Origin of the sequence: Congzhengia minquanensis (assembly GCF_014384785.1) — a bacterium.
GTDB lineage: Bacteria > Bacillota > Clostridia > UBA1381 > UBA9506 > Congzhengia > Congzhengia minquanensis.
Map to the genome: position 1 here is coordinate 360,566 of NZ_JACRSU010000002.1, position 23,881 is coordinate 384,446.

Here is a 23,881-nt window from a genome sequence, read left to right on the forward strand (position 1 = left end):
TCAATATACACATCATTGAATGATGTGTATATTGACATCATTTTTCAGTAGACTAAATTTGAAAGGATTGATAATATGATATGTGATAGAATTAAAAAGTTAAGAGAACAATACCATTTAAGTCAGGTAGATTTGGCAAAAAAACTAAATATTGCGCGTACCAGCGTTTTGGCATGGGAAAATCAAACTTCTGCACCTGCAATGAAACACATAATTTTAATGGCTAAGTTGTTCCGCGTAACGACAGATTATTTACTGGAGGTCGACAATAAACGCATGTTGTCGCTTGATAATTTAAGCGATGAAGAAATTGCAATTATTTGTAGCTTGTTAAATTATTTTGACAAGAACAAACAGCTTGACAATCAAGAATAAAAAGCAAAATATAAGAAACATTTATTTCCATTTACAAATTTCGTTTAAAACAAAACTGCCATTTTTCACATAAAAAACAAAGTGTGTTTTAGATTTTTATTGTTTTTTGCTTTTGCGATTTTAAATAGCCTAAAACATTTGACATTCGCTGCAAATTATGCTAATATTCCTATTGCAGACGATAAACTGCAAAATTATTTGAAAAGAGGTTTTGAGACGATGCAGATGAATTATATCAGAGAGTTGCCCGGTCCGGAGGAAATCAAAGAACGATATCCGCTTTTACCGGAATATGCAGCAAAAAAGCAGCAGTTTGACGACCAGGTGAAAAAAGTCTTTACGGGCGAGTCTGACAAGTTTATTCTGCTGATCGGCCCCTGCTCAGCAGACAATGAAACTGCAGTTTTAGACTACTGCACACGGCTGAAAAAGTTGCAGGATAAAGTTTTTGATAAAATTTTAATCGTACCTCGTGTTTACACAAATAAGCCCCGCACCACAGGCGAAGGATATAAGGGCATGCTGCACCAGCCAGATCCCACAAAAAAAGCGGACATGCTTCATGGTATTTTAGCAATCAGGAAGCTGCATACAGACGTAATTGCCGAAACCGGCTTTTTCTGTGCCGATGAGATGCTGTATCCTGAGAATTACAGGTACCTTTCCGATTTGCTGTCATATGTTGCAGTAGGCGCACGTTCTGTGGAAAACCAGCAGCACCGTTTAACCTGCAGCGGAATTAATGTTCCTGTGGGAATGAAAAATCCCACCAGTGGAGACTATTCCGTTATGTTAAACTCCATTATCGCGGCCCAGCATGGCCACACCTTTATTTATGGCGGCTGGGAGGTTAAGACAGAAGGCAACCCCTACGCCCATGCAATTTTGCGCGGTTCTGTGAACAAACACGGCCAGGCAAATCCCAACTACCACTACGAGGATTTAATCCGTCTGCACGACCTTTATGCCGCAAAAAACCTGCAGAACATGGCCTTAGTGGTTGACGCCAACCACTCTAACTCAAACAAACAATATTTAGAACAGATTCGAATTTGCAAAGAGGTGCTTCACAGCTGCAGGCACTCGAACGACATTAAGCAGTTTGTGAAAGGCTTTATGATTGAAAGCTATATTGAAGACGGCAGCCAGAAAATTGAAGACGGCGTGTATGGAAAATCCATCACAGACCCGTGTTTAGGATGGGAAAAAACAGAACGGCTGATTTTAGATATCGCCGACCTGCTTTAAATTAAAAAAAATTTTTTAAGGAGGAATTGCAATGGTTGACAACAATGAGCATTTAAAGGATGTGGCTCTCCGAATTAGAAACGCCAGAGAGATTTTGGGTCTTTCAGAAGAAATTATGGCCCAAAACACAGATATTACCGCAGACGAGTATAAAGCTTATGAAAACGGAGAGAAGGACTTTGATTTCACATTCATTTATAAGTGCGCAAAGTGCCTCAACCTGGATCCGACTGATTTGCTCAAAGGCGCAAGTCCCACGCTGACCAGCTACGAGGTTACAAGGCGCGGCGGCGGCCTGCCCATTACGCGGAAAGAGGGCTATGAATATAAAAATCTGGCCTCTATGTTTAAAAACAAAACGTCGGAGCCTTATCACGTTATTATTCCTTACCTTGAAAATGCCGGTGAGGGCGAAGCTTCTTCCCATAAGGGACAGGAGTTCGACATTGTGGTGAAAGGCCGCCTTAAGATGACTGTTGGCAGCAACACGGAAATTTTAGAAGCCGGCGACACCATTTATTATAACAGTGCCACGCCTCACAGAATGGTGGCTATGGACGGTAACGACGTTGAGATTTATGCTATCGTCATGAAAGATGTAGACGCATTGGGCGATAACACTGCGTATGACGACATGCCCTATAAAAATTTTCAAACGGATGCTGACGTTTACAGCAAGTTCATTAACACGGTGGAAGACAAAGAAGGCCGTTTGGTTGACATTTCATTTCACAACGCAGAGGAGTTTAATTTTGCGTTTGATTGTATCGACGTGCTGGCGGAGAAATGCCCCGATAAACTGGCAATGCTGTTCATTTCTCACGACAAGCAGGAAAAGCGGTTTACGTTCCGTGACATCAGCCGGTATTCTTCCATGACCGCGAATTATTTTGAATCGCTGGGCATTAAAAAGGGCGACAGGGTTATGTTGGTGCTGAAAAGGCACTACCAATTCTGGTTCTCTATTTTGGCGCTGCACAAAATTGGTGCAGTTGTCATTCCTGCCACTCACCTGCTGGTGGAACACGATTTTGACTATCGCTTTCAATCTGCAGGCGTCAGCGCCATTGTCTGCACGGCTGACACCGACGTATCCCATCAGGTGGATTTAGCGGAGAAAAACTATCAAAAAATTACAAAAATTTTAGTTGGCGGCCAGCGTGACGGCTGGCACAACTTTAACGAGGAAATGCCTGCATTTTCCGATACATATGAAAGAAAACCCGATTCTGCCTGCGGCTCAGACCCGTTACTTATGTTCTTTACGTCGGGTACCACAGGATATCCGAAAATTGCAACACACAACCACAAATATCCGCTGGGACATTTTATCACGGCAAAATACTGGCACAACGTAAACCCTGACGGAATTCACTTTACCATTTCCGACACTGGGTGGGGAAAAGCCCTTTGGGGAAAGCTTTACGGCCAATGGCTGTGTGAAGCAGCAATTTTTGTGTATGACTTTGATAAGTTTCAGGCAGACGACATTCTGCCCATGTTCAAAAAATATAATATTACCACTTTCTGTGCCCCCCCAACCATGTACCGCTTCTTTATTAAAGAGGATTTGTCGCAGTATGACCTTTCTTCTCTGGAATATACCACAACCGCCGGCGAGGCGTTAAACCCGGAAGTGTATGAACAGTGGAAAAAGGCAACAGGGCTGCGCCTGATGGAAGGATTTGGGCAGACAGAAACCACCCTTACAGTTGGAACACTGCGCGGCATGGTGGCAAAGCCAGGCTCAATGGGCAGACCCTCCCCGCTTTACGATGTGGATGTTGTGTTAGACGACGGCACAAGTGCTGGCGTTGGTGAAACCGGCGAGGTTGTTGTAAGAACCGACAAAAATGAACCCTGCGGTTTATTTATGGGCTATTACGGCGACGAGGAAAACACGAAAAAGGCTTGGCACGACGGACTTTATCACACCGGCGACCTAGCCTGGCGCGACGAAGATGGATACCTTTGGTTTGTGGGCAGGATTGACGATGTGATTAAATCCTCCGGCTACCGGATTGGGCCGTTTGAAATTGAAAGCGTTATCATGGAGCTTCCCTATGTTTTAGAATGTGCCGTTACAGCTGTGCCGGACGAAATTAGGGGACAGATTGTAAAAGCATCTATTGTGCTGACCAAAAATACACAGGGATCCGATGCGCTGAAAAAGGAAATTCAGGATTATGTAAAAACCCACACAGCGCCCTATAAATATCCACGGGTGGTGGAATTTTTAGAAGAACTTCCGAAAACCATCAGCGGAAAAATCAGGCGTGTGGAATTAAGGGAAACAAAATAAGCAAAAAACATAAGCCCATCTGTTAAACAGATGGGCTTATTTGCTGCTGGTCTAATTCCCGTTTACGCACCGTTCGTATATTTTTCCAATACCACACCGCATATGTAATGGCTAAGGGTATCACGGCAACCGTCCAGGCCGAGGGTTCAATGAGACACACCAGCGTATAACTTTTTACATACTGCGTTACCAAAGACAGCGTTGTACGCGTAACAAGCTCAATGGCGCAGGCAATTACCGGAATAATGGAAAGGCCGATTCCGTGCATGGTGTTCCGAAGCGCCTCCACCGGCGACACAAACAGAAACGCAGGAACCATAAATAAAATATACCGCACAGAAAACTGCACAATTTCTTTTACATTTTTGTCCCCGCTAACAAACAATAAAACAAGATTTTTTCCGAACAGCAGCATCACCAGCGCGGCAAAAGCCCCCAAAAGAACAGAGATGAAGCAAGACACCTTAACGCCCCTGTGAATGCGTTCTATGTTCCCTGCCCCGGCGTTTTGGTTCACATAGGTCACCATTGCGGCCCCCACAGAATTGAACAGACCGAACAAAATATTGATAATGCGCCCAACTGCGGTAGTAGCGGCAATGGCCGCCGTGCCAAACAAATTAATCGCACTCTGCCCAATCATGCCGCCTCCGGAAATCAGTGAGTTCTGAAAAAACATGGGAATTCCAATGCGCAGGCATCGGCCGGCAATTATCTTATCAAAAATGCATTGTTGTCTTGAAAAAATCAGGTCTGGGAACTTTTTCAAAATCGCCGCGGCGCAAAAAATACATGCGGCAACCTGTGATATTACCGTTGCCAGCGCCGCACCCCAAACGCCAGTATGTACCACAGCAATGAAAAACACGTCCAAAACAATGTTTACAACTGAGCTTAACACCAAGGAGTAAAACGGAATTTTGCTGTTTCCCATGGCGCGAATCATGCCTGACAGCAGGTTATAACACATGGTAAACACTGTTCCCGCCAGAATGACAAACACGTATGACGATGCGTCACCCAAAATTTCCTGGGGTGTTTTCATCCAAAGCAAAATTTCCTTGTGAAAAACCATGCTTAAAGGAGTCAACACCAGACTGATTGCTGCCATTAACACCAGCGACACAAAAAACGACACCTTCACGCCGTTTCCGTCTTTTGCACCCAGCCGTTGTGCAGTAACCGCCGAAAACCCCGTCATGGCGCCGCAGGCGCCCCAAATGATAAATGCACACATGTTTCCCGTTGCACCCACGGCCGCCAATGCGTCTGAACCCAAAAGGCGCCCGACAATCAACATATCCACCGTGGAGTAAAGCTGCTGAAACAGTGAGCCGAAGAAAAACGGCAGAGAAAACTTTAAAATCAGCTTTGCGGGACTTCCCGCAGTCATGTCATGAACCATAAATAACCCTCATTTTTTTAAGTTGCAAGGCTAATTATAAAGAGTTCCGTTTCTTCTGTCAAGGGGTTTTTCTCAGTAATTTAAATGTAATATTCCGTGTTGGCGGCGCCGTTAATTTATCACAGACGCGGTTAAGTAGTTTACCCCGCTAAAAGGGGGGGCTGTATTTTGTTTTGTTTGCTCTAATTCCTCTATTTTGTCAATCTCACCTGAAAGATAAGCCTTAATTCTTCTGGAAGCATTTTGATTCAGCATAATCTGTCCGCCGTAGCGTGCGCAGATTACCTCATAGCCGAAAGGCTTATAGGTCTGCATCCATTCAGAACTATGCAGCTCTTCCATGGCTTTATACAGCTGGCTTAACGCGGGAATCAGCACATCTGCTGCTTTTGCCAAATATGCTTTGTCTCCGTTCCGATATGCTTCGTCAACCTTCAGCATCAGTTCCGCCTTTTTTTGCAGAATGGTAAAGAGCAGACGGCAATACCGGTAAAAATTTTTATTTTTGTCATGTTTCATCTCTGCCGCTTCATAAAGGGCAGCAGTTTCTTTCCCGATTTTCATATACTGTCTGCAATCTTCTTCCGAAAGTGACAGGCGGTAAAAAATATTTCCCAGGACAACAGAGCGTGCCCACATCCGTTTTCCCTCTATTGTGGGCGTTGCGTTTTCCATTGCCGCAACTAAGGATGACGGTATTTTTGTCAAAAATTCGGCGGCAGACGCAATCTCTTCTCGGCTGCAGTCTATGCCGCGGTAGCAGAATTCTGAATAGGCCGTCAAAAGCGGCAATGCGTAAAACTGATTGGTGTCACAGCCGCCGTCTTCCCACAGTGTGGTAAACACCGTGTCAATATTTTCTGCTGAAATACATGTTTTAAGCGCTGTTTCTGCCCAATTGATTGTTTCACGGCTCAAAGGAAGAAACCCGAACCAAGTGTGGCTTGCTCCGGCAAAGAACGTGTTTTTTTTCAGTTCTTTGTGTTTTTTTATCATGTTCATATGGTTCGTTTTATCCACACCACCGTAGTTCCAGTAAACCATGTCCACATCCGGAATACTGTTAATCATGTCTTCCGAAAATTCACTGTCCGGGACGTAGTAATCGCCGTTTTTAGATGTCAGACGGAAAAACATATCGCTCCACATCATGGGATGAAACTCATATTTGTTACAAAGGTCACACACTTTGTTTAAATGCCGGTTTAAAATAACGGTGTGCTCGGTATACCCATGCAGTTTCAAATAATTTCCCAAACCAATGTCCCATGCTTCGTCCATGCCAATGTGAATTTTCTTTGTGCGGAAAATGCCGCGGAGGGTTTTTATCATGCATTCAATCAGTTCATAGGTTTTCGGTTCGTCAATCAGCAAAACCGATTTTGTGTCTTTCACCTCTGCTGCAGCCTGCCATTTTAAATATTGCTCCATATGTCCCAGCGTCTGGATACAGGGAATCAGTTCAACGCCCATACCAAAGGCATAATCGTCAATTTCTTTCAGTTCCTCTGCGCTGTAGCGTCCGCGCATATAGCCGAATAGGGGATATTCTTTCAATTCATAGGTGTCCTCTGTATAAAGCATCAGCATATTCATACCGAGGCAGGCCATATAGTCAATAAACTCTTTCACCTTTTCCACACGCATAACGCCGTTTCTGGAGCAGTCCAGCATTACGCCAAGATTAGAAAACGCCGGCTTCTGCCTGATTTCAAACTCTGTTTTACCCTGAGAAACACTTTGTGCAAATAAAAACAACGCCCGTGCCGTCTGCGGAACAGACAGGCCTCCCGCCTGCGCTCTGCCGTTTCTTAACGATGCAAACACACAGTTGCAGTCTATCTGCTCTATTTCCCCGTCGTAATGAAAGTCAACCAATTGAAATACCTTTTCTTTTAATAAGTCGAACGCATGTTTTTCCATAACTGAAATTCTCCTTTCATAATTGACAAATGAAATTGCATTGCCTATAATGGAATTATAATGCAGACGAATTTAAATATATATAGAAAATATGGGATAAATTCTTTAAATTCTGATATTTGGAGCCGTTATGGAAAAACAGTATAAAAAATGTATTATTTCTAAACAAATTCAATTAGACGCAATTGTGACTTTTCATGACTCAATTTACAAAAGTGATTTTTATTATGAGGGAGAAATGCACGACTTTTGGGAAGTTGTGTGCATTATTGGCGGACAGGCAGAGATTGTTGCGGGAAACAATGTGTTTTTGCTGCAGCACGGTCAGGCGGTGGTGCACCCGCCTATGGAATTTCACAATTTGCGTCCGGCAGGAGGTACCTCCATGCAGGCACTCATTGTCTCCTTTTATGCAAGCCGCATGCCGGATTTGTCCGAGCGGATTTTTAAATTAACTTCTGAAATAGTTGAGCAGTTTCAATTGCTGTGCCAAAGGGCAAAATCGTTTTTCACTTTTACCTTTTACAATGGACTCCTTACTAGTGTAATCGAAGGAAAAGAACTGGAAGCAAGCATGTTTTTGACGAAACTGGAATATTTGTTGCACCGCCTGATGACAGACGGGGCTAACGTTGCGCAGCCAAGCAGAACACAGAGCGCCCAAACCTATCAAACCATTTTAAACGTCATGGAGCAAAATTTAGACAAAAAGCTTTCCATTTGTGAACTTGCGGCGCGTTGCAGCATAGGAGAGGCAAACATGAGAAGCATTTTTCGCAAATATGCCGGGAAAGGCGTTATGAGCTATTTTAATTTAATGAAAATAAAAAAGGCAATTGTATATCTTCAGGAGGGGAAAAGTGTAAAAGAAACAGCTCTGATGCTGGGCTTTTCCGACCAAAATTATTTTAACACCGTCTTTAAACGCATGATTGGTGTACCGCCGGGAAAATATAAGGCGCCATGACGCCAGCCGGCTGGCAGACTATTGACTTGTTTTAAATTTCTTGATATAATAGAAAAAATAAAATTATACGGCAGGATACCGTTTTGGAGGTAGTTTTTTTGAAAGAAAATGTTCAGGCGGCAAAAAAAAGAGAGGGCTTTTTTGCTTCCGTTAACCGTCAGTTCCATGAGCACAAAAGCACTTTTTTTGTATATTTAATTTTAAGAATATTGGTGATCGCTTCTCTTGTTCTCTCCGCTATCCGGGGAGAATATGAAAATGTGTTTGTTTGTGCGCTGTCCCTTTTGTTGTTTATCGCACCGGCGGTGATTGAAAAAAAATTAAAGATTGACCTTCCGTCCACTTTGGAAATTATCATTCTTTTGTTCATTTTCTCGGCAGAAATTTTGGGGGAAATACATAATTACTACATGAAATTCCCCTATTGGGACTCTATGCTCCACACGCTGAACGGATTTTTGTTTGCCGCTGTGGGCTTTTCCCTTTTAGATGTGGTTAACCGCGACGCGCATTTTAAGTTTCAGCTCTCCCCGTTTTATTTGGCCATTGTTGCCTTTTGCTTTTCCATGACCATTGGCGTTTTGTGGGAGTTTTTTGAGTTTTTCTGCGACACAGTGCTCCATACCGATATGCAAAAGGACTTTATTGTAAACACCATTTCCTCTGTGACATTAGACCCATTAAAAAGCAACACGCCGGTTGTTATTAATGGAATCCACAGCGTTTCAGTGAACGGACAGGATTTGGGACTGGGCGGATATTTAGACATAGGACTCATTGATACCATGAAAGACTTAATGGTTAACTTTGTTGGTGCGGTGATATTCAGCATCATCGGATTTTTCTATGTGAAAAACCGCGGCAAAGGCAAGTTTGCCAAGCGGTTTATCCCAACCATTGACGAAGACGGTAAAAAATAGGATTAATCTGAAACTTGCTTAAAATAAATCATTCCGCTTTTTTCCGCAATTTTTAAATCAGCGCCTGCTAAGGTCAGCTTTTTATTTAGAAATGAGAGGTAGAGCGGAATGATTTTTTCGTCTGTTTCAACATTCCATACCTTTTGTTTCAATTTTAATGTAGTAACCATCTGGTCTTTCTGCCCAAGCAAAAGCTTCATCACTTCAATTTCCTTGTTGCTGAGTTTAAAGGAGGTGCTGCCAACTGAAAGCTCAGAGGTTTCCATGTCTAAAACGAGATTGCCGCAAACAAACCGGCCTTTCTCTGCTGCCCTCTCCCTTGTCAAAACACGAATTCTGGCCAGCAGTTCTCCTATGGAAAACGGTTTTGTGACGTAATCATTTGCACCGGCATCCAACCCTTCAATTTTATCTAAAATGCTATCCTTTGCAGTGAGCAGCAAAACCGGGGTTTTAATCCCGTTTTCTCGTAGAATCTTAAGCGCCTCAATGCCACTCATTTCTTCCATTAAAATGTCAAATATCATTAAATCATAGTCGTTTGCAAGACCCATTTGTGCTGCTATCTTTCCATTGGGAACATCGTCGGTTTCATATCCGTGTTTTCTCAGCATCCTGCTTAAGGATCTTCTTAGATCTTTTTCATCTTCGGCATATAACAGTTTCATGTTTCATTCTCCTTTTGCAATCATGTCGCGGATTGCCTGCATATCTACATCTGCCGACGCCATTTCGTCGGCACAGCGCTTTAGCTCCGAACAGATCAGGTCTTGATTTTGTATATGTTTTTTATATTTCATTTCATGCTCCAGGCTTGCCCAAAAGTCCATTGCAATCGTTCTAAGCTGAATTTCTGCGTTCACTCTTTTACTGCTTTCTGTTGTCCTAACCGGCAGGTTTACCACCAGGTGATAGCTTCTGTAGCCGTTTGGCTTTGGATTTTTAATATAATCCCTTTCAGACAAAATGTTTATATCTTCCTGTTTTTTTAAAGCTTCAGCAATTTGATAAACATCGTCAATAAACCCAACAATCACCCGCAGTCCCGCTATGTCATTTAAATACATTTGAGCAGCCTCCGCAGTTTTCGGCAATTTTTTTCTGAAAAGCTTTCCACAAATGCTTTCATCGGACTTAATACGGCTGTAAATATTCTTTATCGCGTTTCGTTTTTCCCGTATAATAATCTGCCTCTGCATAATCTCAAATCTTGATGTAAGCTCAATCACTGCACCCTCGTACAAAAGCATTGTTTCACCGTCAAAAAAGCTTTCCTGCAATTTTTGTCCTTCCTTTCCTGTGTCTTTGCTTTTATTTTACTTTTGTTTCATTAAATCAAGATTAAAAGTTTTTTGATTTATTATGAATGATGCAAGGGGGAGGGGTCTTGCAATAAAAATAAGCCGCAACGGTCGAAGCGGGCACAGATTGCTCTGTGCCCGCTTCTTCCTGCGGCTGTGTGATACCGGATATATTTTTTTTGTTGGTCGGCTGCTTTATCTTACGATTACGATTTCCTTAACTTCATCTTTGTAAATTCTGATGAATACGCGGCTTTCGTCAAGTTCATCGTACTGCGGGATGTCACCGGGTTCTACTACTTTAATCGGGCTGGTGGTTTTGTTTGAATTGAATTCATAAACCTTAACGCCGTTGATGTTGTAGTTAGAAACCGCACCGTCGTTTACAGACACGTTAATCGAGTTTGCAAACTTCTTAACGACTTTACCGTATACCGTTACCAAGTCTTCATTGATTGTCTGTGTGCCTTCTGTGGCTTTATCTTTTGCTTCAAATAATACTCTGATGCTTTCGATTTCGCCGGCAGCGTTCGTTTTGAACTGAATGATGTCGCCAGCGGCAAGTGCGTCGCCGTCTTCATTTACCAGTATATCGTCTTCTGCTGTTGTGAAGGTTTTCTTCTCACCGTCGATGAACGCGTAGAGTCTTTCCACTGTTTCATTGTCGCTGTTGATGGTTGTACCAATCTTTTCAACAACTGCTGCCGAAGCTTCTAAGTTGGCTATGCCATTAGAATTTGTAACAATGATAACTTTTGCTGTTAAATCTTCGCCTACATCGTAGATGGATACGTCGTATTCTGTTTCATCTTCAAACAGGGAGATGGTTTCTACAGAATATTTATCCGGGTCGGTTTCACCTTCGGGGATATCAAACACGATTGTGTTGTTGTTTACATTGTAGCTTCCCAGTTTTTTCGCGGAAGCGCGGTATTTTAACGTATCTTTTGCATTCAGTGTGAACGTTGTTTTATCAATTGTACCAGAGCTTGTGCTGTCTTTCGCAGTGTTAATCTGTGTTAACACGCCCTCGCTGTTTGTTTCATAGGTTACAAGCTGCGGGTCAACGTCGCTGTCTGCACCGTTTAATGCTGTTAATACTTCGTTTGGCGTTTTGTTAGACTGGCCGTTGAACTTAATTTTGTCGCCGGAAGTCATAACTTTTTCTTCGCCGTTTTTATCAAATACTTTAATCTGGAGGTTTTTATCAAAGCCAGTTGTAAGGTCGGCTGCTACCAGGTAAGCGTAGTTGGAAGAAAGGCCGCTTGTAGCGTCAACTGCTGCGATGTTCCTGTCTTTATCCAGGTAGAAGGTGCCTTCGTCGTTTAAGTTCACATCTTCTGTATAGTTTGCAGCAATTCTGAAGTCTTCACCATTGATAACATATTTGTCGCCGTGAATTTCTTCAACTCTGCCTGTTACGCTTTCGGTTGTAACTTCAACCATGATAATTGTTTTATCTTTGCTGGTTGCAACGGAGAGAACGTCCCATTCTTTCAAATCTGTGATATTGATTTCCTGTCCGCCTCTTGTGATAACAAACTTCACGTTCTTGTCTTCAGGGTCTAACACCAATGAAGGCTTGCCGTATTTGTCTGTTACTCTGTTGCTGGATGCAATTACTTCTTCAACTACATAGTTTTCATAAGACTCGATGAACACAACATCATAAACGTCGTCGCGGTCCTGGTCTAAAACTAACAGGCTGCCGGAAGCAGGCTGAAGTTCTGCTTTGTCAAATGCAATTGCTTTACCGTTGAAAATATATTTTGCATCGTTCGATACGTTCACATACTGTGTTTTTGTATCGTTTTCTTTATCTTTCCAATAGTCAATTCTTAATTTTTCGCCCTCTGTAATTTTTTCAATGTCTTCAACATTGATTTTCATGGACGAATTCTTGTTTTTCTCAGCGCGGGCCAAAACGAGTTTTTCGTCTTTGTTGTCGTCTTCTCTAACATAAGCTTCTACATTGAAGCCTAAGAGGCGAGACGCCTGGGCCATTGCTTTGTTTTCAACTTCATATACGTTTTCGCCAATTCTTACTTCGTTGTCACGGAGTGAGCTTGAGCCGGTTAAGCTGCTTGTGCCAACAGCTGTAATCTGGCCTTTTACGATTTTTGTTTTCAGCTCGTCTTCTAAAAGAGTTTTGTCAACGATTTCGTAAGATTCGTCGCCGCCGAAGCTTGTCTGTTCCATTTTCTTAACTGTTAAAGAGTTGTTGGTCATCTGTGCAACCATGCCTCTAACAACTGCTGTGTCGTTGCTTGCAACTGCGTTTTTCGTAATTCCCTGCTGAGATGCTACCGAAATGTAGCCTGTCGGGAATCCGCCTTTTTTCTCTGCAGCAGGGCCGTGTCCGATTAAACGAACCAGAACCGTTGCAGCTTCTGCGTAGGTGATTGTGTCGTCAGGACGGAAGTTGCCTTCGTCGTCACCGATTACAATACCCTGGTTTGTCGCAACATTGATATAACCGTTTGCCCAGTGGTTTTCTACCACATCGGGATATTTTGTCGGATATTCCGAGTTTTCTGCAATGCTGCCAAGTCCCATAGAGGTTACTGCAACTTTAGCGAACTCAGAACGTTTGATTGTATCTTCAGGTCTGAAAGCGCCGCTTTCAGCGTCACCAACCATGATATCAAGCGCGCCTAAAACTTCAATTGCATCTGCATATTTTGAGTCTACTGCGTCACTGGGAAGTGCTGCAAATGCTGTTGCCCCAAAACCAAATGCCATACATGCTGAAAGTATAAATGAAGTCAATTTTTTTGCTTTAAACATTAAGATTCCTCCTTAGAATTTTAAAAAATCTTTTTGCCGTTCCTTTGCTGTCTGAGTGATGCGTATGCATAAAATATTTTATTTGGCAGAAAGCAAAGCCTGGTCTGCCATTCGTTATGTCTGTTTTATTTTGTCGTTCCTCGCTGCTCACAATATATACAACGTCAAACGGAAACAAAAGTTCCCGAAATATACGATGTAAAAATTGGAAATGCATGATTGGCATTTTCATTTCATATAGATAAACAGTAAAACAAAACGGAAAGGAAGCTTTTTTATGGCCACAATTCGAAGCTCACGATATTACGAAAATTTCGACATGCCGAAGCCTGATACTCAGACGCAGGAGGCTCCAAAACAGCCAGATACGGAGCCGGCGCCCTCCCAAATGACCCAAGAGCAGTCCGCTCCAGCTGGCGAAAGAATACCGGTACAAACTGAGTCGATGACTGAAACAGGGGAACCCATGCTGCCGCAAACTGAGCGGCCCGCTAGCAGAATGGAACAAAGCGAATTAATGGAGACCGAACAAACGGAGCGCGTTATCCCCTCCCCCGAAGACCGCGAACCGATACCTGTGCCCGCCGAGCCGGCCAGCCCCAATGGAGAACTCGTTTTTGATGTTTCAAACGATGAATTCGCAGCAGAAAACAGTCAGGGTGAAATTTTAGTGCAGGCAGTTTCTGCCCGCGGAACACGTCCGGTGCCGGAGGCCGCCGTCATCATTTATAAAAACCGCGACGGCGAAAACAAAGTTGTTTCGTTTTATTTGACCGATGAAGATGGAAGGACACCAAATATTCCGGTTCCCGCGCCTGCAAAAGAAGATTCTCAGTCGCCCTCAGACACCCTCCCTTTCGCAGATTACAACATTGCGGTGCGCCATCCCATGTATTATACCGCTATGATCGATAACGTTCAGGTTTTCGGCGACGAGTTGACGATTCAAACCGTAGAGATGATTCCCCTGCCCGAATTTGTGAATGAGCGCGACACAACAAAGACCGTTGTGATTCCAAAACAAAACTTATAATAGAAAGGAGAAAACAACATGCCGGTAGGAGCAACCATTCCAGAATTTATTACCGTACATTTGGGACTGCCTGCATCCAACGCCCAGAATGTAACGGTTTCGTTTATTGATTATATCAAAAATGTAGCCTCCAGCGAAATTTATCCCACATGGCCGGAAAGCGCGCTGCGGGCAAATATCTATGCGCAGATTTCGTTTGCTTTAAATAAAATCTACACAGAATTTTATAGGGCACGCGGTTATAATTTCGACATTACAAATACGACGCAATATGACCAGGCCTTCGTTCCGGGCAGGAATATTTTTGGCGACATCAACCGCATCGTGGATGACATTTTCGACTCATATTTAAGAAGGGAAGGCTTTTTAGAACCCCTTGCTGCCCGTTTCTGCAACGGCACCACCGTCACCTGTGAGGGGCTTTCCCAGTGGGGTTCGGTCAGTCTTGCCAACCAGGGATATCTGCCCTACCAAATTATTCAATATTATTATGGAGATGATGTAAATATCATTACCGACGTACCTGTTGAAACATCGTTAGAGTCATACCCCGGTTATCCCATCAGCACCGGCGACCGTGGACCCAATGTCCGCCGGATTCAAAATTCTTTAAATATAATTTCAAAAAATTATCCGCTCATTCCCAAAGTTGTTCCCGATGCAATTTTTGGAGAAAGCACAGAAGAGGCGGTGAAAACCTTTCAGCGGATTTTTAACCTCACGCCAGACGGCGTTGTGGGGCGTGCCACGTGGTATAAGCTGGTCAGCTTAGTGGTAGGCATTAACCGTTTAAACGAATTAAACAGCGTGGGAAACACCTTGTTTGGTTTATCGTTAGAATATCCAGACGCCATCACGGAAGGCGACACAGGAGAAAAGGTTTCCATCATGCAGCTGATGCTGAACATTTTGGCGGAGTATTATAACCAAATTCCTTTTGTGCCCAACAGCGGTTCTTACGACCAGCAGACGCTAAATGGCGTTATTGCGTTTCAAAAACAGTTTGGCCTGCCTCAAAATGGTATTGTAGATGACAGAACATGGGAAGCCATGTATAATGCGGTGAAAGGCGTTTATATTGCCACAGATAACGGTCAGAATGAGGCCCCGGTTCAAATTCTTCCTTACCCAGGCATGCTGCTTTCTGCCGGAACCAGGGGTGACAGTGTCCAGGCACTTCAGGAATATTTGAACGGAATTTCCCTTGTGTATACGGAAATATCTCCTGTTACGCCCACAGGAAATTTTGGCCCCAACACCCGAACCGCCGTTCTAACATTTCAAGGACTGTTTGGCCTGCCGGAAACCGGTGTGGTAGACCGCGAAACATGGGAAAGGATTGAAGAAGTGTTTATTGAAATCCGCGAGGGAGCACAGCCGCGTTTTGGTCAGTTCCCGGGTTATGAACTCAAGGAGGGCCAGGAAGACAGTGTACGCGGAATTGAGGTAAACACTGACAACTTAACCGGCCGACCGGTTTACTCCCTCCAACACATGCTGCGGTATATTAACGCAGAAAAGCCTCTGCCGGGCATACCCGACGGCATCTTCGGCGGCCAGACAACCGACCGTGTGAAAGAATTCCAAGCGGAAAACGACTTAAACGCTACTGGAACAGTGAACAGCCAGACCTTCAGCGCTATTCGGGACGCCTATAATAAAAAAACAGATGAACTGAAACAACCGGAGGGGGCATATCCTCACGGCGTGGTGTATGATCAACCGGAAACAGAGCAGGATATTTTATATGTCGCACAAGTAATGCTAAACAAACTGGCAGACACCTTTGCCAACATCTCCCGTCCGAACATAAACGGTGAATATGATGCGAAGATGCAAAAATCAATTTCCGATTTTCAAAAACAGTTTAACCTGCCTCAAAATGGGTTCGATAAAAACACTTGGGATCAGTTAACAAGGATTTATAACGAAATTAAAGCATAAAAAAGAGGTGCGAAAAAATCGCACCTCTTTATAATTTTTATTTAGTTTGCCAGAAGTTCCACCGATTTTACAAGAGGTATTGCAGACTCCAGTGTGTTCCAAGCAAAGATTTTTGCTTTCACCGCACCGCTGACGTTTGCAATGCTTAAAGAAGCCGTGTTGTTACCCGATGCAACATGTTCAACCCCAAGCAAGGAATTATCTGATCCGTAAAGGGCAATAATCGCGTCAAACTGCATTGTTTCGTCGTTTTCGGGATAGTATGTTGCAGTTGCCGTTACGGTTTCGTCTGTTAAGCTGCTGGTAAAGCTAAGCTGATAACCTGTAATTTTTATTTCAATTGGGCTGCTTTGCGTTTTTAAAACCGTGCCGTCGGCTTTTGTTCCAATAACTTCTGATTTCATAAACTTGCCAAAGTCGCTGCCGCGAAGTTCAAAGCTTCCTGTTTTGTTTGTGCCTGCCTTGGCATAGTGAACGCCGTCGCTTGACACATAAAAGTTATAATACTTTTCTAAAACTTCGCCAACGTTTGCGCCTGTTGTTTCTGTGGCTGTTAAGGTGTTGCCAGCTTTTGTTACAGAAGCATCATAATATTCAGCGCCGATAGGTTCAAGTTTTATTTCGTCGATTGCAAGTTCCGTATCCTGCTCTGGCGCATCGCCATTCACGCTAAGGTACAAGTCACCAACTTTCTGGGCGTTCTGAACATTAAATTCCGCTGTATATTTTTTCCACTCAGTTGTAACGCTGCCGTTCGGAACCGTAATGCGGCCATAAGCTGGCGTTCCGCCTTCTTCATATTCCACCTTGCCGATATTGTGCATTGCAGACACCGTTGCAGTTTTTAAAGTGGAATTTTCCGTCAATCTCATCCAGAACGACAATCTGTATTTCTGCTGCTGTTTTAAGTTTACAACAGCACGCAAGCGCCGTGTCGTTCCCATTGTTTTTTCTGCATTATCGGGATCCGGATCGCTGCTCTTTCCACCTACTAAAGAAACTTTCAAATAATCTCCGCGGTCAGCGTTTGTGCCGTCGTCAGGGACAGCAGTCAGCGTAGTGAATTTATCTCCGGCCACAAATGCAGGAACAGCTATTGTGCCGTTTTTGGCGTCGCCGGTAAATCCATTGTGGTTAAAGCTGCCATTATATGGAAGCTCGTTCACCTCTTCTAAGCACATGTCATCAATATACCAAGATTCATAGCCGCCGCTTGTACAAGCAATTCCAATACGGTCGATTACAAATCCGTCCTTTGAATATGTTTCTCCCGTTGAATTTATCGTTCGGAAATAATATTCAAACTCGTGCCATTGGCCGTCTTGTTCATATTTTGTTTCAGGCCCATACATTTTCCCGGACGTAAACGAAAAATAATTTGTGTCCGAGGTAATAGCAGTATTGGTTGGGTTGTGTATAAAGGCCCTGACTGACCGAGAAAGGTTGTTCATTCTAACCTTTGCAGACAGGCGATATGTGGTAGCCGGCATTAAAGTTACGTCTGAAAAGAAAGCGCCCTGCTCGCCGCTGCCAACAATAAAAAGGCAATTATTTCCATCTAACTGCGTATGCTTTGCCTGATCATGGGGAAGCATTTTTGCGGCAAACACATTGCTTGTCCACGGGTCTGAGTTAGATGGCGTTCTTGCATAATTTGCGCTTAGACCGGAGGCAAGCTCAAAGCTGTCAGCCTGCAGAATTTTATTATCGGCAGGCTCGCATTTTAACTCGTCCATGATATATGTACCCTGTGCACCCACGCGGATTTCCAGTGTTGTTGCCAAATTGTCTGTTTTCGGATAATTCGCCGAACCGCCGTCTGCTGACGATGCCCAAACCCTTGCGTTCGGATTCATTTTATAATTGTCAATATAATATCTGATATAACCGTCTTCTGTGGTTTCGCCCGCTTTCATGACAAGTTCTTCATAGCCGTCTGCCGTTTCACCGTTTTTCAATGCGTCATGATAAAAAATTGCTTTAACCGTACCAAATGTGATTTCTTCCGGTTTTAAATAAACAGAAACGTTATAATTTTTGCCAACCACAGTCGACAAATCATACTTAAATGCGCCGAAACCGCTGTCGTCGCTCACAGTGACCTTCAGTGCACTGCTGCTTCCAAACACGCCGCCGCTGACTAATTCTTTCTTAGCGTTTGACACAGCTGTTCCCAGAGCAGCTTCGTCTTCCGTTTCAAATCCCAAATAAAGATTTTCAGAATAGTTTACCGCTGTATTTGCGGCAGCAGCCGGAAGCATAAATGCGCACAGCATCACTGCTGAAACCAAAACTGACATAATTTTTTTCATGCTTTTTCCTCCTTGTATTGTTCTATTTCAGCAAAGTAGAATTTGTTTGTAAGCATGCTTACAAACAAAGGAGTACTCCTTTGCCCATTATCACTTATCATTATATCATATTTCGTCAAATCCGCAACACAAATATTGCAAAATTCAACGGCATTTCTCAACAATTATTGCATATATTGCACAAAAATTCCTCTTATTCCAGAATTTCATAAAAAAATTGCCATATCTGCGTCAAATAAATATAGAATTTTGCACACGACCCGTTTATGAAATATTTTTTCAGCAGCCATTTTGTAGCAATCCAGCTGAATTTTATACTTCTCCACTGTTTCTTCCGGCCGAAATGTTCTATCGGTTTTATAGTCGATGATGCACAGTCCGTCGTCGGTTTCCGCAACACAGTCGATAACGCCCTGCAGCATAATTTTTTTGTTGCTGTGAAACTCTTTTAAAAGCTCGTTTGCCGGCTCTAAAACGCCAAACATTACTTCCCGCCGTACCGTTTTTGCGTCAAGCATCAGCTTTCCAGCATTGGACAAAAAGAACTTTAAAATTTTGTCAGGGTTCACCGCGCCGGCTTCCTCGCCGGTTAAAAAGCCTTTGCTCTGAATGGCTTGAATCTGGCAGTGCACGTCCTCCCTTGTTACAATCGGCAGGGACAAATCCATGTGCTGCATAACCGTGTGATAGGCGGTTCCGATTTGTGCGCCCGTCAGCTTTCTTGACGGCAGGTTCAGCGTTTTCGGCGGCTGAAACAGATAAACGCCGCCCTCTGCCTCCTGCTCCTGAGTTCTGCGTTTTAACTCTGTTACCGTAATTTTTGACGGTAAAACCGTGTCTGCAAGGTTTGGATATTGATATTCCACCAGCGGCAAAATGCGGCTGACTACGCTCCCGTTTTCCTCCTGTTCAGCTTGGATCTCTTTTTCCTCCTGCGCAAAAAAACAGGCCGCATTGTCAATAATTTTCAGGCAAAACCTGCTGTCGTCCATACAGATTTGCCGTTCCGTGCCGCACATTTTGCGGAGCGCCCCGAAGTCGGGGTGGTTTAAAACCGCCGTCAAAATCCAGTCTAAATAAGAGCTGCACTCTGACAGCAGTCCAGCCGAAATTTTGCGTTTTTTTCCGGCCTCCGGGCAGGCGTTTATTTTTTTTTCAACGGAATTTACTGCCCCCACTAAAATCAGCTTTTCTTTTGCCCGGGTCATTGCGACGTATAAAATCCGCATTTCCTCAGCCACACATTCCGCTTTCAAAACGCTTTCTAAGGCAACCCTGGGCGCAAAGGGATAGGTAATTCGAAGTTTTGTGTCCACATATTTCGGCCCATATCCCAGACCTGCGTGAAATAACACGCCCTTTTTTAAGTCCATCATGTTAAACTTGCGCTCCATGCCGAACAAAATAACCACTGGGAACTCTAACCCCTTGGATTTATGAATGCTCATAATGCGCACCGCGTCCTGCTCTGCGCCTACGGTTTTTGCCGCATCGAAATCCCCGCCGGCAGCGGTGTAATCGCTGATGAACTGAATGAAGCTGTATAATCCCTTCAACCCCGTACTCTCAAACTCCTTTGCACGGTTATACAAAAGCCTTAAATTTGCGCGGCGGATTGCGCCGTTTGTCTGCGTCTGCTGGGCGTCGTAAAACCCGGTGGTGTTGTAAATTTCCATCAACAGAGCGCTGACGCTCATATATTTTGATTTGCCGATAAATTCCCGAATAAAATCCAGCACTTCCCGGGCGCCTGCCCCCTCGGGGGAATCTGTTTCTGCACAAATTTGCATGGCCTCGTAAAAGCTAACGGTTTTATCGCAGCACCGAATGCGCGCTAAGGTGTCTGCCGTGAACCCAAACATTACAGAACGCAAAATGGTTAAAAGCGGCAAGTCTTGATATGGGTTGTCGATGACAGACAGCATGGCAATGGCCGCAGTGATTTCCGAGCTGTTTAAAAATCCGCCGGTGTTTTCAGAAAAACAGGGTATGCCCCGCTCTGACAACGCGGCGGCCAAAATTGGAGCGGAGTCTTTCACGTTCCTTGAAATAATGCAGATGTCGCTGCAGCGCGGTTTTCTGTAAACGCCGTCAGCAAAAATCTGCTCCCCGCCCTCTAAAAGGTCTGCAATTCGGTCTGCTGTGAACATGGCCTCCAGCTCTTGCTTTTCCGCATCTTCCGTCTCCAGATCTGCCGCTGTTTCTTTGACGGCGGAAACGTCAACTAAGCACAGCTCTGTGTCTGTGTCCACCGGGCTGACTGCCCCTTCCGGAAACATTGCGCCGGGGTAGAGTTTTTCGTCTTCGTTATAGTCAATCTCGCCGGATTCCTCCGACATAATCCGTTCAAAAATGTAGTTCACCGACGAGAGCACGTTTTCCCTGCTTCTGAAATTTTTTGAAAGAATAATTTTACGGTCTTTCGCGTCTTCCTCTTTTAAAAACGTGTCCCGCTTCTCTTTAAACAAAGACGGGTCGGTGTTTCTAAACCGGTAAATACTCTGTTTAATGTCCCCCACCATAAACAGGTTGTCCTTATCTTTCACCGCTGAAAAAATTGCTTCCTGCAGCCTGCTGGTGTCCTGATATTCGTCAATATAAATTTCATCATAATTTTTTTGCGTTTGAATCGCTGTTTCGGAAAGGCCTCCGTTTTCATCGGTTAAAACGCGGAGGCACATGTGCTCGCAGTCGTTAAAATCGAGCATGTTCTTTTCCAGTTTTTTTTCTAAAAACCGATCTGAAAGTCTTATTACCACTTGGGACAGGCACCGCATTACGGGATAAGCGTTTTGAATTGCCTCTGCCTGCTGGGCGGCTGTAATCGGCATTATCTTTTCCCGGATTTTCCCAATCCGCTTTTTTTTAATTCTGTCCCGCATAGCGTTCACGGTGTCCACATACTTTGGAACCAGGTCTTTCGGCACGCGGGGCCTTGTTTGAAATGAAACGTCCTCCACTGCGGCTTTTAAACCGTCGTAGGTTTCCTGCATGGCAGCTTTTTGGCACAGTTCCCGCTCCTCCATCAAAATGGACTGGTAGCGCGAAAGTCCGTCTTTTTCTGTTAGCGCAATCATCAAGTCATATTCGGATACGCATTTAAAAAGCTCTGCTTTGGCCTCTTTCAAAACAAACCGGCACCACACCGTATCTTCAAAATTTTCGTTTTCGCGAAACGCCTCGGCCGCCTGCATGAGCCACTCCTTCGGATTCGGCAGGCTCATGGCAAACAGAAACAGAGAATGAATCAGCTCCCGAAAGGCTTTATCATTTGCCTTTGCGTTGGCGTAGGACTCTAAAAGTTCAAAAAAGTCGCCGGCATAAGTTTCATCGTCATACATCTCTGTTAAAACCTCGTCCAGCACCTCATCGCGCATCACTGCGTTTTCCGTGGGGTCTGCAATGCGGAAATCCGGCGGGAGGTTTGCTGCCACAAAGTTTCTGCGCAAAAGGTCAATACAAAAAGAGTCGATGGTAGTAATCTGTGCTTTTTTAATCAGCAAAAGCTGGTTTGCCAAAAATGGGTCCTCCGGATTTTCCTCCGCGAGGGCGGTTAAGGCGGAAATAATCCGCTCCCGCATTTCGGCAGCTGCGGCGTTTGTAAAGGTTACCACCAGCAGTCTGTCCGCCGCAATCGGCGCGGTTCTATCCGTCAGCCGGGCAATAATTCTGCCCACAAGCACAGCGGTTTTTCCACTGCCTGCGGCTGCTGACAGCAGCAGATTTTGATGGTTCGATTCAATTGCCGCCTGTTGTTCTTTTGTCCAGCTATTTGCCACAAAAAACGCCTCCTCATATGATTTATTTTATCATATGGGGAAGCGTTTTGCAACCAATGTTTTTTTAAAGCTCCAGGCGGAAAGCAGCAACATGAATATTGCATAAATTCCGACAGCCGCGCAGATCATTCCGATGATTGCTCCTGTGCTTGTCGGAACGCCTCCAAAACTTTTTACAAAATAGACCGACATAAAAATGCCGATAGACGGGAGCGCCGTCCACTTTAAGGGATGAATTTTAAAATCTGACACGTGCAGCAGACGGTTAATGCTCAAAAAAGCGTTTACCATTTCTGTTACATAAATAATGATGATATAGCCGTCTATCCCCTTAGCAGGCAGCAAAAACATCATTAAAACAATGGCGATTGCCGAGTCCGCTATGTTGTAGCCCATGGAATAAACCTGCTGGTTTAACCCCTTTAAAACAGCGTCCACCACGCCGTCAGCATACATCACCGCCGCCAGCGGAGCAATCATTTTTAAAAAGTAAGCTGCCTCTGGGCTTTTATACACCGCCATGCCGATTTCTTCTGCAAAAAAGAACATAATTCCGCTTGCACCAATGGAAAACACCAATGTTGTATACAGTGATTTTTCTATCAGCGCATTAATTTTATTTGTGTCCCCCCTTTTGTGGTAACGGGTGACCTCAGGGATTAAAAGAGACGAAAACGCCTGAAGCACCGCCGAGGGGAAGAAAATCAGCGGCATTACCATGCCGTGAACAATTCCGTAGGACGAGAGGGCCGTATCAGCGTCGCTGCCGTGTTTTTTTAATCCCTTTGGAATCATGGTGTGCTCAATGGTACTGAGGGCCGAACGCACATAGGAGCTCACCGCCACAGGCAGGGCAATCCACAGCATACGCCTGGTAATGCCCTGGCTTGCGCCGCGTTTGGAATATCGTTTCATGTCAATTTTTAAAAGAATAAAAATCATGAAAAATGAAATAATTTCTGCCGCGCAGCCGCTTGCAACAACGGAATTACAGGCCGCCTGGGCATCAGTTCTTCCCAAAAAGTCCAGCAGGATAACACAGCCGGCCACACGGATAAGCTGCTCAGCCACCTGAACCAGCGCGCTTTTATAAATCCGTCCGACGGCGGTGAAATAGCCGCTGATGGCAGCCGACATTGCAACGCAGGGAAGCGAAACGGCTAAAATCATTAAAGGTTTTATCGTTCTTTCGTCATTTAAAAGAACATTTCCTGCAAAGGGCGCGCCAAAAAAAATCAACAAAAAGGCCGCCCCGCCAAAAATCAGTCCATACACGGCGGACCTGCGCACAGCGCGCCGAACACCGCCCTCTGAGTCCACAGCCAGCTCCTCCGACACGATTTTCGTCGCCGCCAGATTAATGCCCGAGCAGGCAAACGTAACGCCGAAATTATAAACAGACATAATCAGCGAAAACAGGCCCATGCCCGTTGCCCCAATTTTGTTTGCAATATATACATTAAAAGAAACGCCCACCGCGCGCATAAACAGCGTAACCACGGTGAGCAAAAAAGTATTGGCAATAAATTTTTGTTTTCTTTTCAACTTTATTCCCCCGCTTGAGGCTATATAGTAAACCTATGCG

The 23,881-nt window shown here is 44.3% G+C and carries 15 protein-coding genes; 7 read left to right on the forward strand and 8 right to left on the reverse strand.

Annotated elements, in window-relative coordinates; genetic code table 11:
- The first annotated feature begins 75 nt into the window (after positions 1-75).
- From H8698_RS06795 to H8698_RS06805, 3 genes are all read left to right on the forward strand, one after another.
- On the forward strand, positions 76-375 hold the full coding sequence (locus tag H8698_RS06795) for a helix-turn-helix transcriptional regulator (RefSeq protein WP_177677471.1): 300 nt from the start codon (positions 76-78) through the stop codon (positions 373-375).
- 219 nt (positions 376-594) lie between these two features.
- Positions 595-1,623: a 3-deoxy-7-phosphoheptulonate synthase gene (locus tag H8698_RS06800; RefSeq protein ID WP_249311837.1), complete on the forward strand. Its 1,029-nt coding sequence runs from the start codon at positions 595-597 to the stop codon at positions 1,621-1,623.
- A gap of 31 nt (positions 1,624-1,654) precedes the next feature.
- Entirely contained in the window at positions 1,655-3,925 is a 2,271-nt protein-coding gene (locus H8698_RS06805; RefSeq protein ID WP_249311838.1) for an AMP-binding protein, read from the forward strand.
- Positions 3,926-3,947: 22 nt separating this feature from the next.
- Here the strand turns inward: H8698_RS06805 and H8698_RS06810 are convergent, their stop codons facing one another.
- Both H8698_RS06810 and H8698_RS06815 read right to left on the reverse strand, forming a co-directional pair.
- On the reverse strand, positions 3,948-5,330 hold the full coding sequence (locus tag H8698_RS06810) for an MATE family efflux transporter (protein WP_249311839.1): 1,383 nt from the start codon (positions 5,328-5,330) through the stop codon (positions 3,948-3,950).
- A 111-nt stretch (positions 5,331-5,441) separates the two neighbouring features.
- Complete coding sequence (locus H8698_RS06815) at positions 5,442-7,253, reverse strand: beta-N-acetylhexosaminidase (protein WP_249311840.1); 1,812 nt, start codon at positions 7,251-7,253, stop codon at positions 5,442-5,444.
- A 130-nt stretch (positions 7,254-7,383) separates the two neighbouring features.
- Here H8698_RS06815 and H8698_RS06820 point away from each other — a divergent pair, with 130 nt between their 5' ends.
- Positions 7,384-8,220, forward strand: coding sequence for an AraC family transcriptional regulator (locus tag H8698_RS06820; protein WP_249311841.1), 837 nt, complete (start codon positions 7,384-7,386; stop codon positions 8,218-8,220).
- A 98-nt stretch (positions 8,221-8,318) separates the two neighbouring features.
- The gene (locus H8698_RS06825; RefSeq protein ID WP_249311842.1) at positions 8,319-9,140 is read left to right on the forward strand and encodes a DUF2238 domain-containing protein; all 822 of its coding nucleotides are present in this window, start codon (positions 8,319-8,321) and stop codon (positions 9,138-9,140) included.
- Positions 9,141-9,142: 2 nt separating this feature from the next.
- On the opposite strand, the gene H8698_RS06830 is transcribed toward H8698_RS06825, so the two are convergent.
- The 3 genes from H8698_RS06830 to H8698_RS06840 form a co-directional block, all read right to left on the reverse strand.
- Positions 9,143-9,808: a response regulator transcription factor gene (locus H8698_RS06830; protein WP_249311843.1), complete on the reverse strand. Its 666-nt coding sequence runs from the start codon at positions 9,806-9,808 to the stop codon at positions 9,143-9,145.
- A gap of 3 nt (positions 9,809-9,811) precedes the next feature.
- Complete coding sequence (locus H8698_RS06835) at positions 9,812-10,420, reverse strand: GTP pyrophosphokinase (RefSeq protein ID WP_249311844.1); 609 nt, start codon at positions 10,418-10,420, stop codon at positions 9,812-9,814.
- A 216-nt stretch (positions 10,421-10,636) separates the two neighbouring features.
- Positions 10,637-13,228, reverse strand: a complete 2,592-nt coding sequence (locus tag H8698_RS06840; RefSeq protein WP_249311845.1) for an S-layer homology domain-containing protein — start codon at positions 13,226-13,228, stop codon at positions 10,637-10,639.
- Positions 13,229-13,505: 277 nt separating this feature from the next.
- On the opposite strand from H8698_RS06840, the gene H8698_RS06845 reads away from it, so the two are divergent.
- Together H8698_RS06845 and H8698_RS06850 are read left to right on the forward strand one after the other, a co-directional pair.
- Positions 13,506-14,261 carry a hypothetical protein gene (locus tag H8698_RS06845; RefSeq protein WP_249311846.1) on the forward strand — a complete coding sequence of 252 codons (756 nt, stop codon included), beginning with the start codon at positions 13,506-13,508 and terminating at the stop codon, positions 14,259-14,261.
- 18 nt (positions 14,262-14,279) lie between these two features.
- Positions 14,280-16,205 carry a peptidoglycan-binding protein gene (locus H8698_RS06850; protein ID WP_249311847.1) on the forward strand — a complete coding sequence of 642 codons (1,926 nt, stop codon included), beginning with the start codon at positions 14,280-14,282 and terminating at the stop codon, positions 16,203-16,205.
- 41 nt (positions 16,206-16,246) lie between these two features.
- On the opposite strand, the gene H8698_RS06855 is transcribed toward H8698_RS06850, so the two are convergent.
- The 3 genes from H8698_RS06855 to H8698_RS06865 all read right to left on the reverse strand — a co-directional run bounded on the left by H8698_RS06855 (position 16,247) and on the right by H8698_RS06865 (position 23,841).
- Positions 16,247-18,517: a hypothetical protein gene (locus tag H8698_RS06855; RefSeq protein ID WP_249311848.1), complete on the reverse strand. Its 2,271-nt coding sequence runs from the start codon at positions 18,515-18,517 to the stop codon at positions 16,247-16,249.
- Positions 18,518-18,723: 206 nt separating this feature from the next.
- Positions 18,724-22,296 carry a helicase-exonuclease AddAB subunit AddA gene (gene addA, locus H8698_RS06860; protein ID WP_249311849.1) on the reverse strand — a complete coding sequence of 1,191 codons (3,573 nt, stop codon included), beginning with the start codon at positions 22,294-22,296 and terminating at the stop codon, positions 18,724-18,726.
- 30 nt (positions 22,297-22,326) lie between these two features.
- A complete protein-coding gene (locus tag H8698_RS06865) occupies positions 22,327-23,841 on the reverse strand; it encodes an oligosaccharide flippase family protein (RefSeq protein ID WP_249311850.1) in 1,515 nt (504 codons plus the stop codon).
- Positions 23,842-23,881 lie beyond the last annotated feature (40 nt).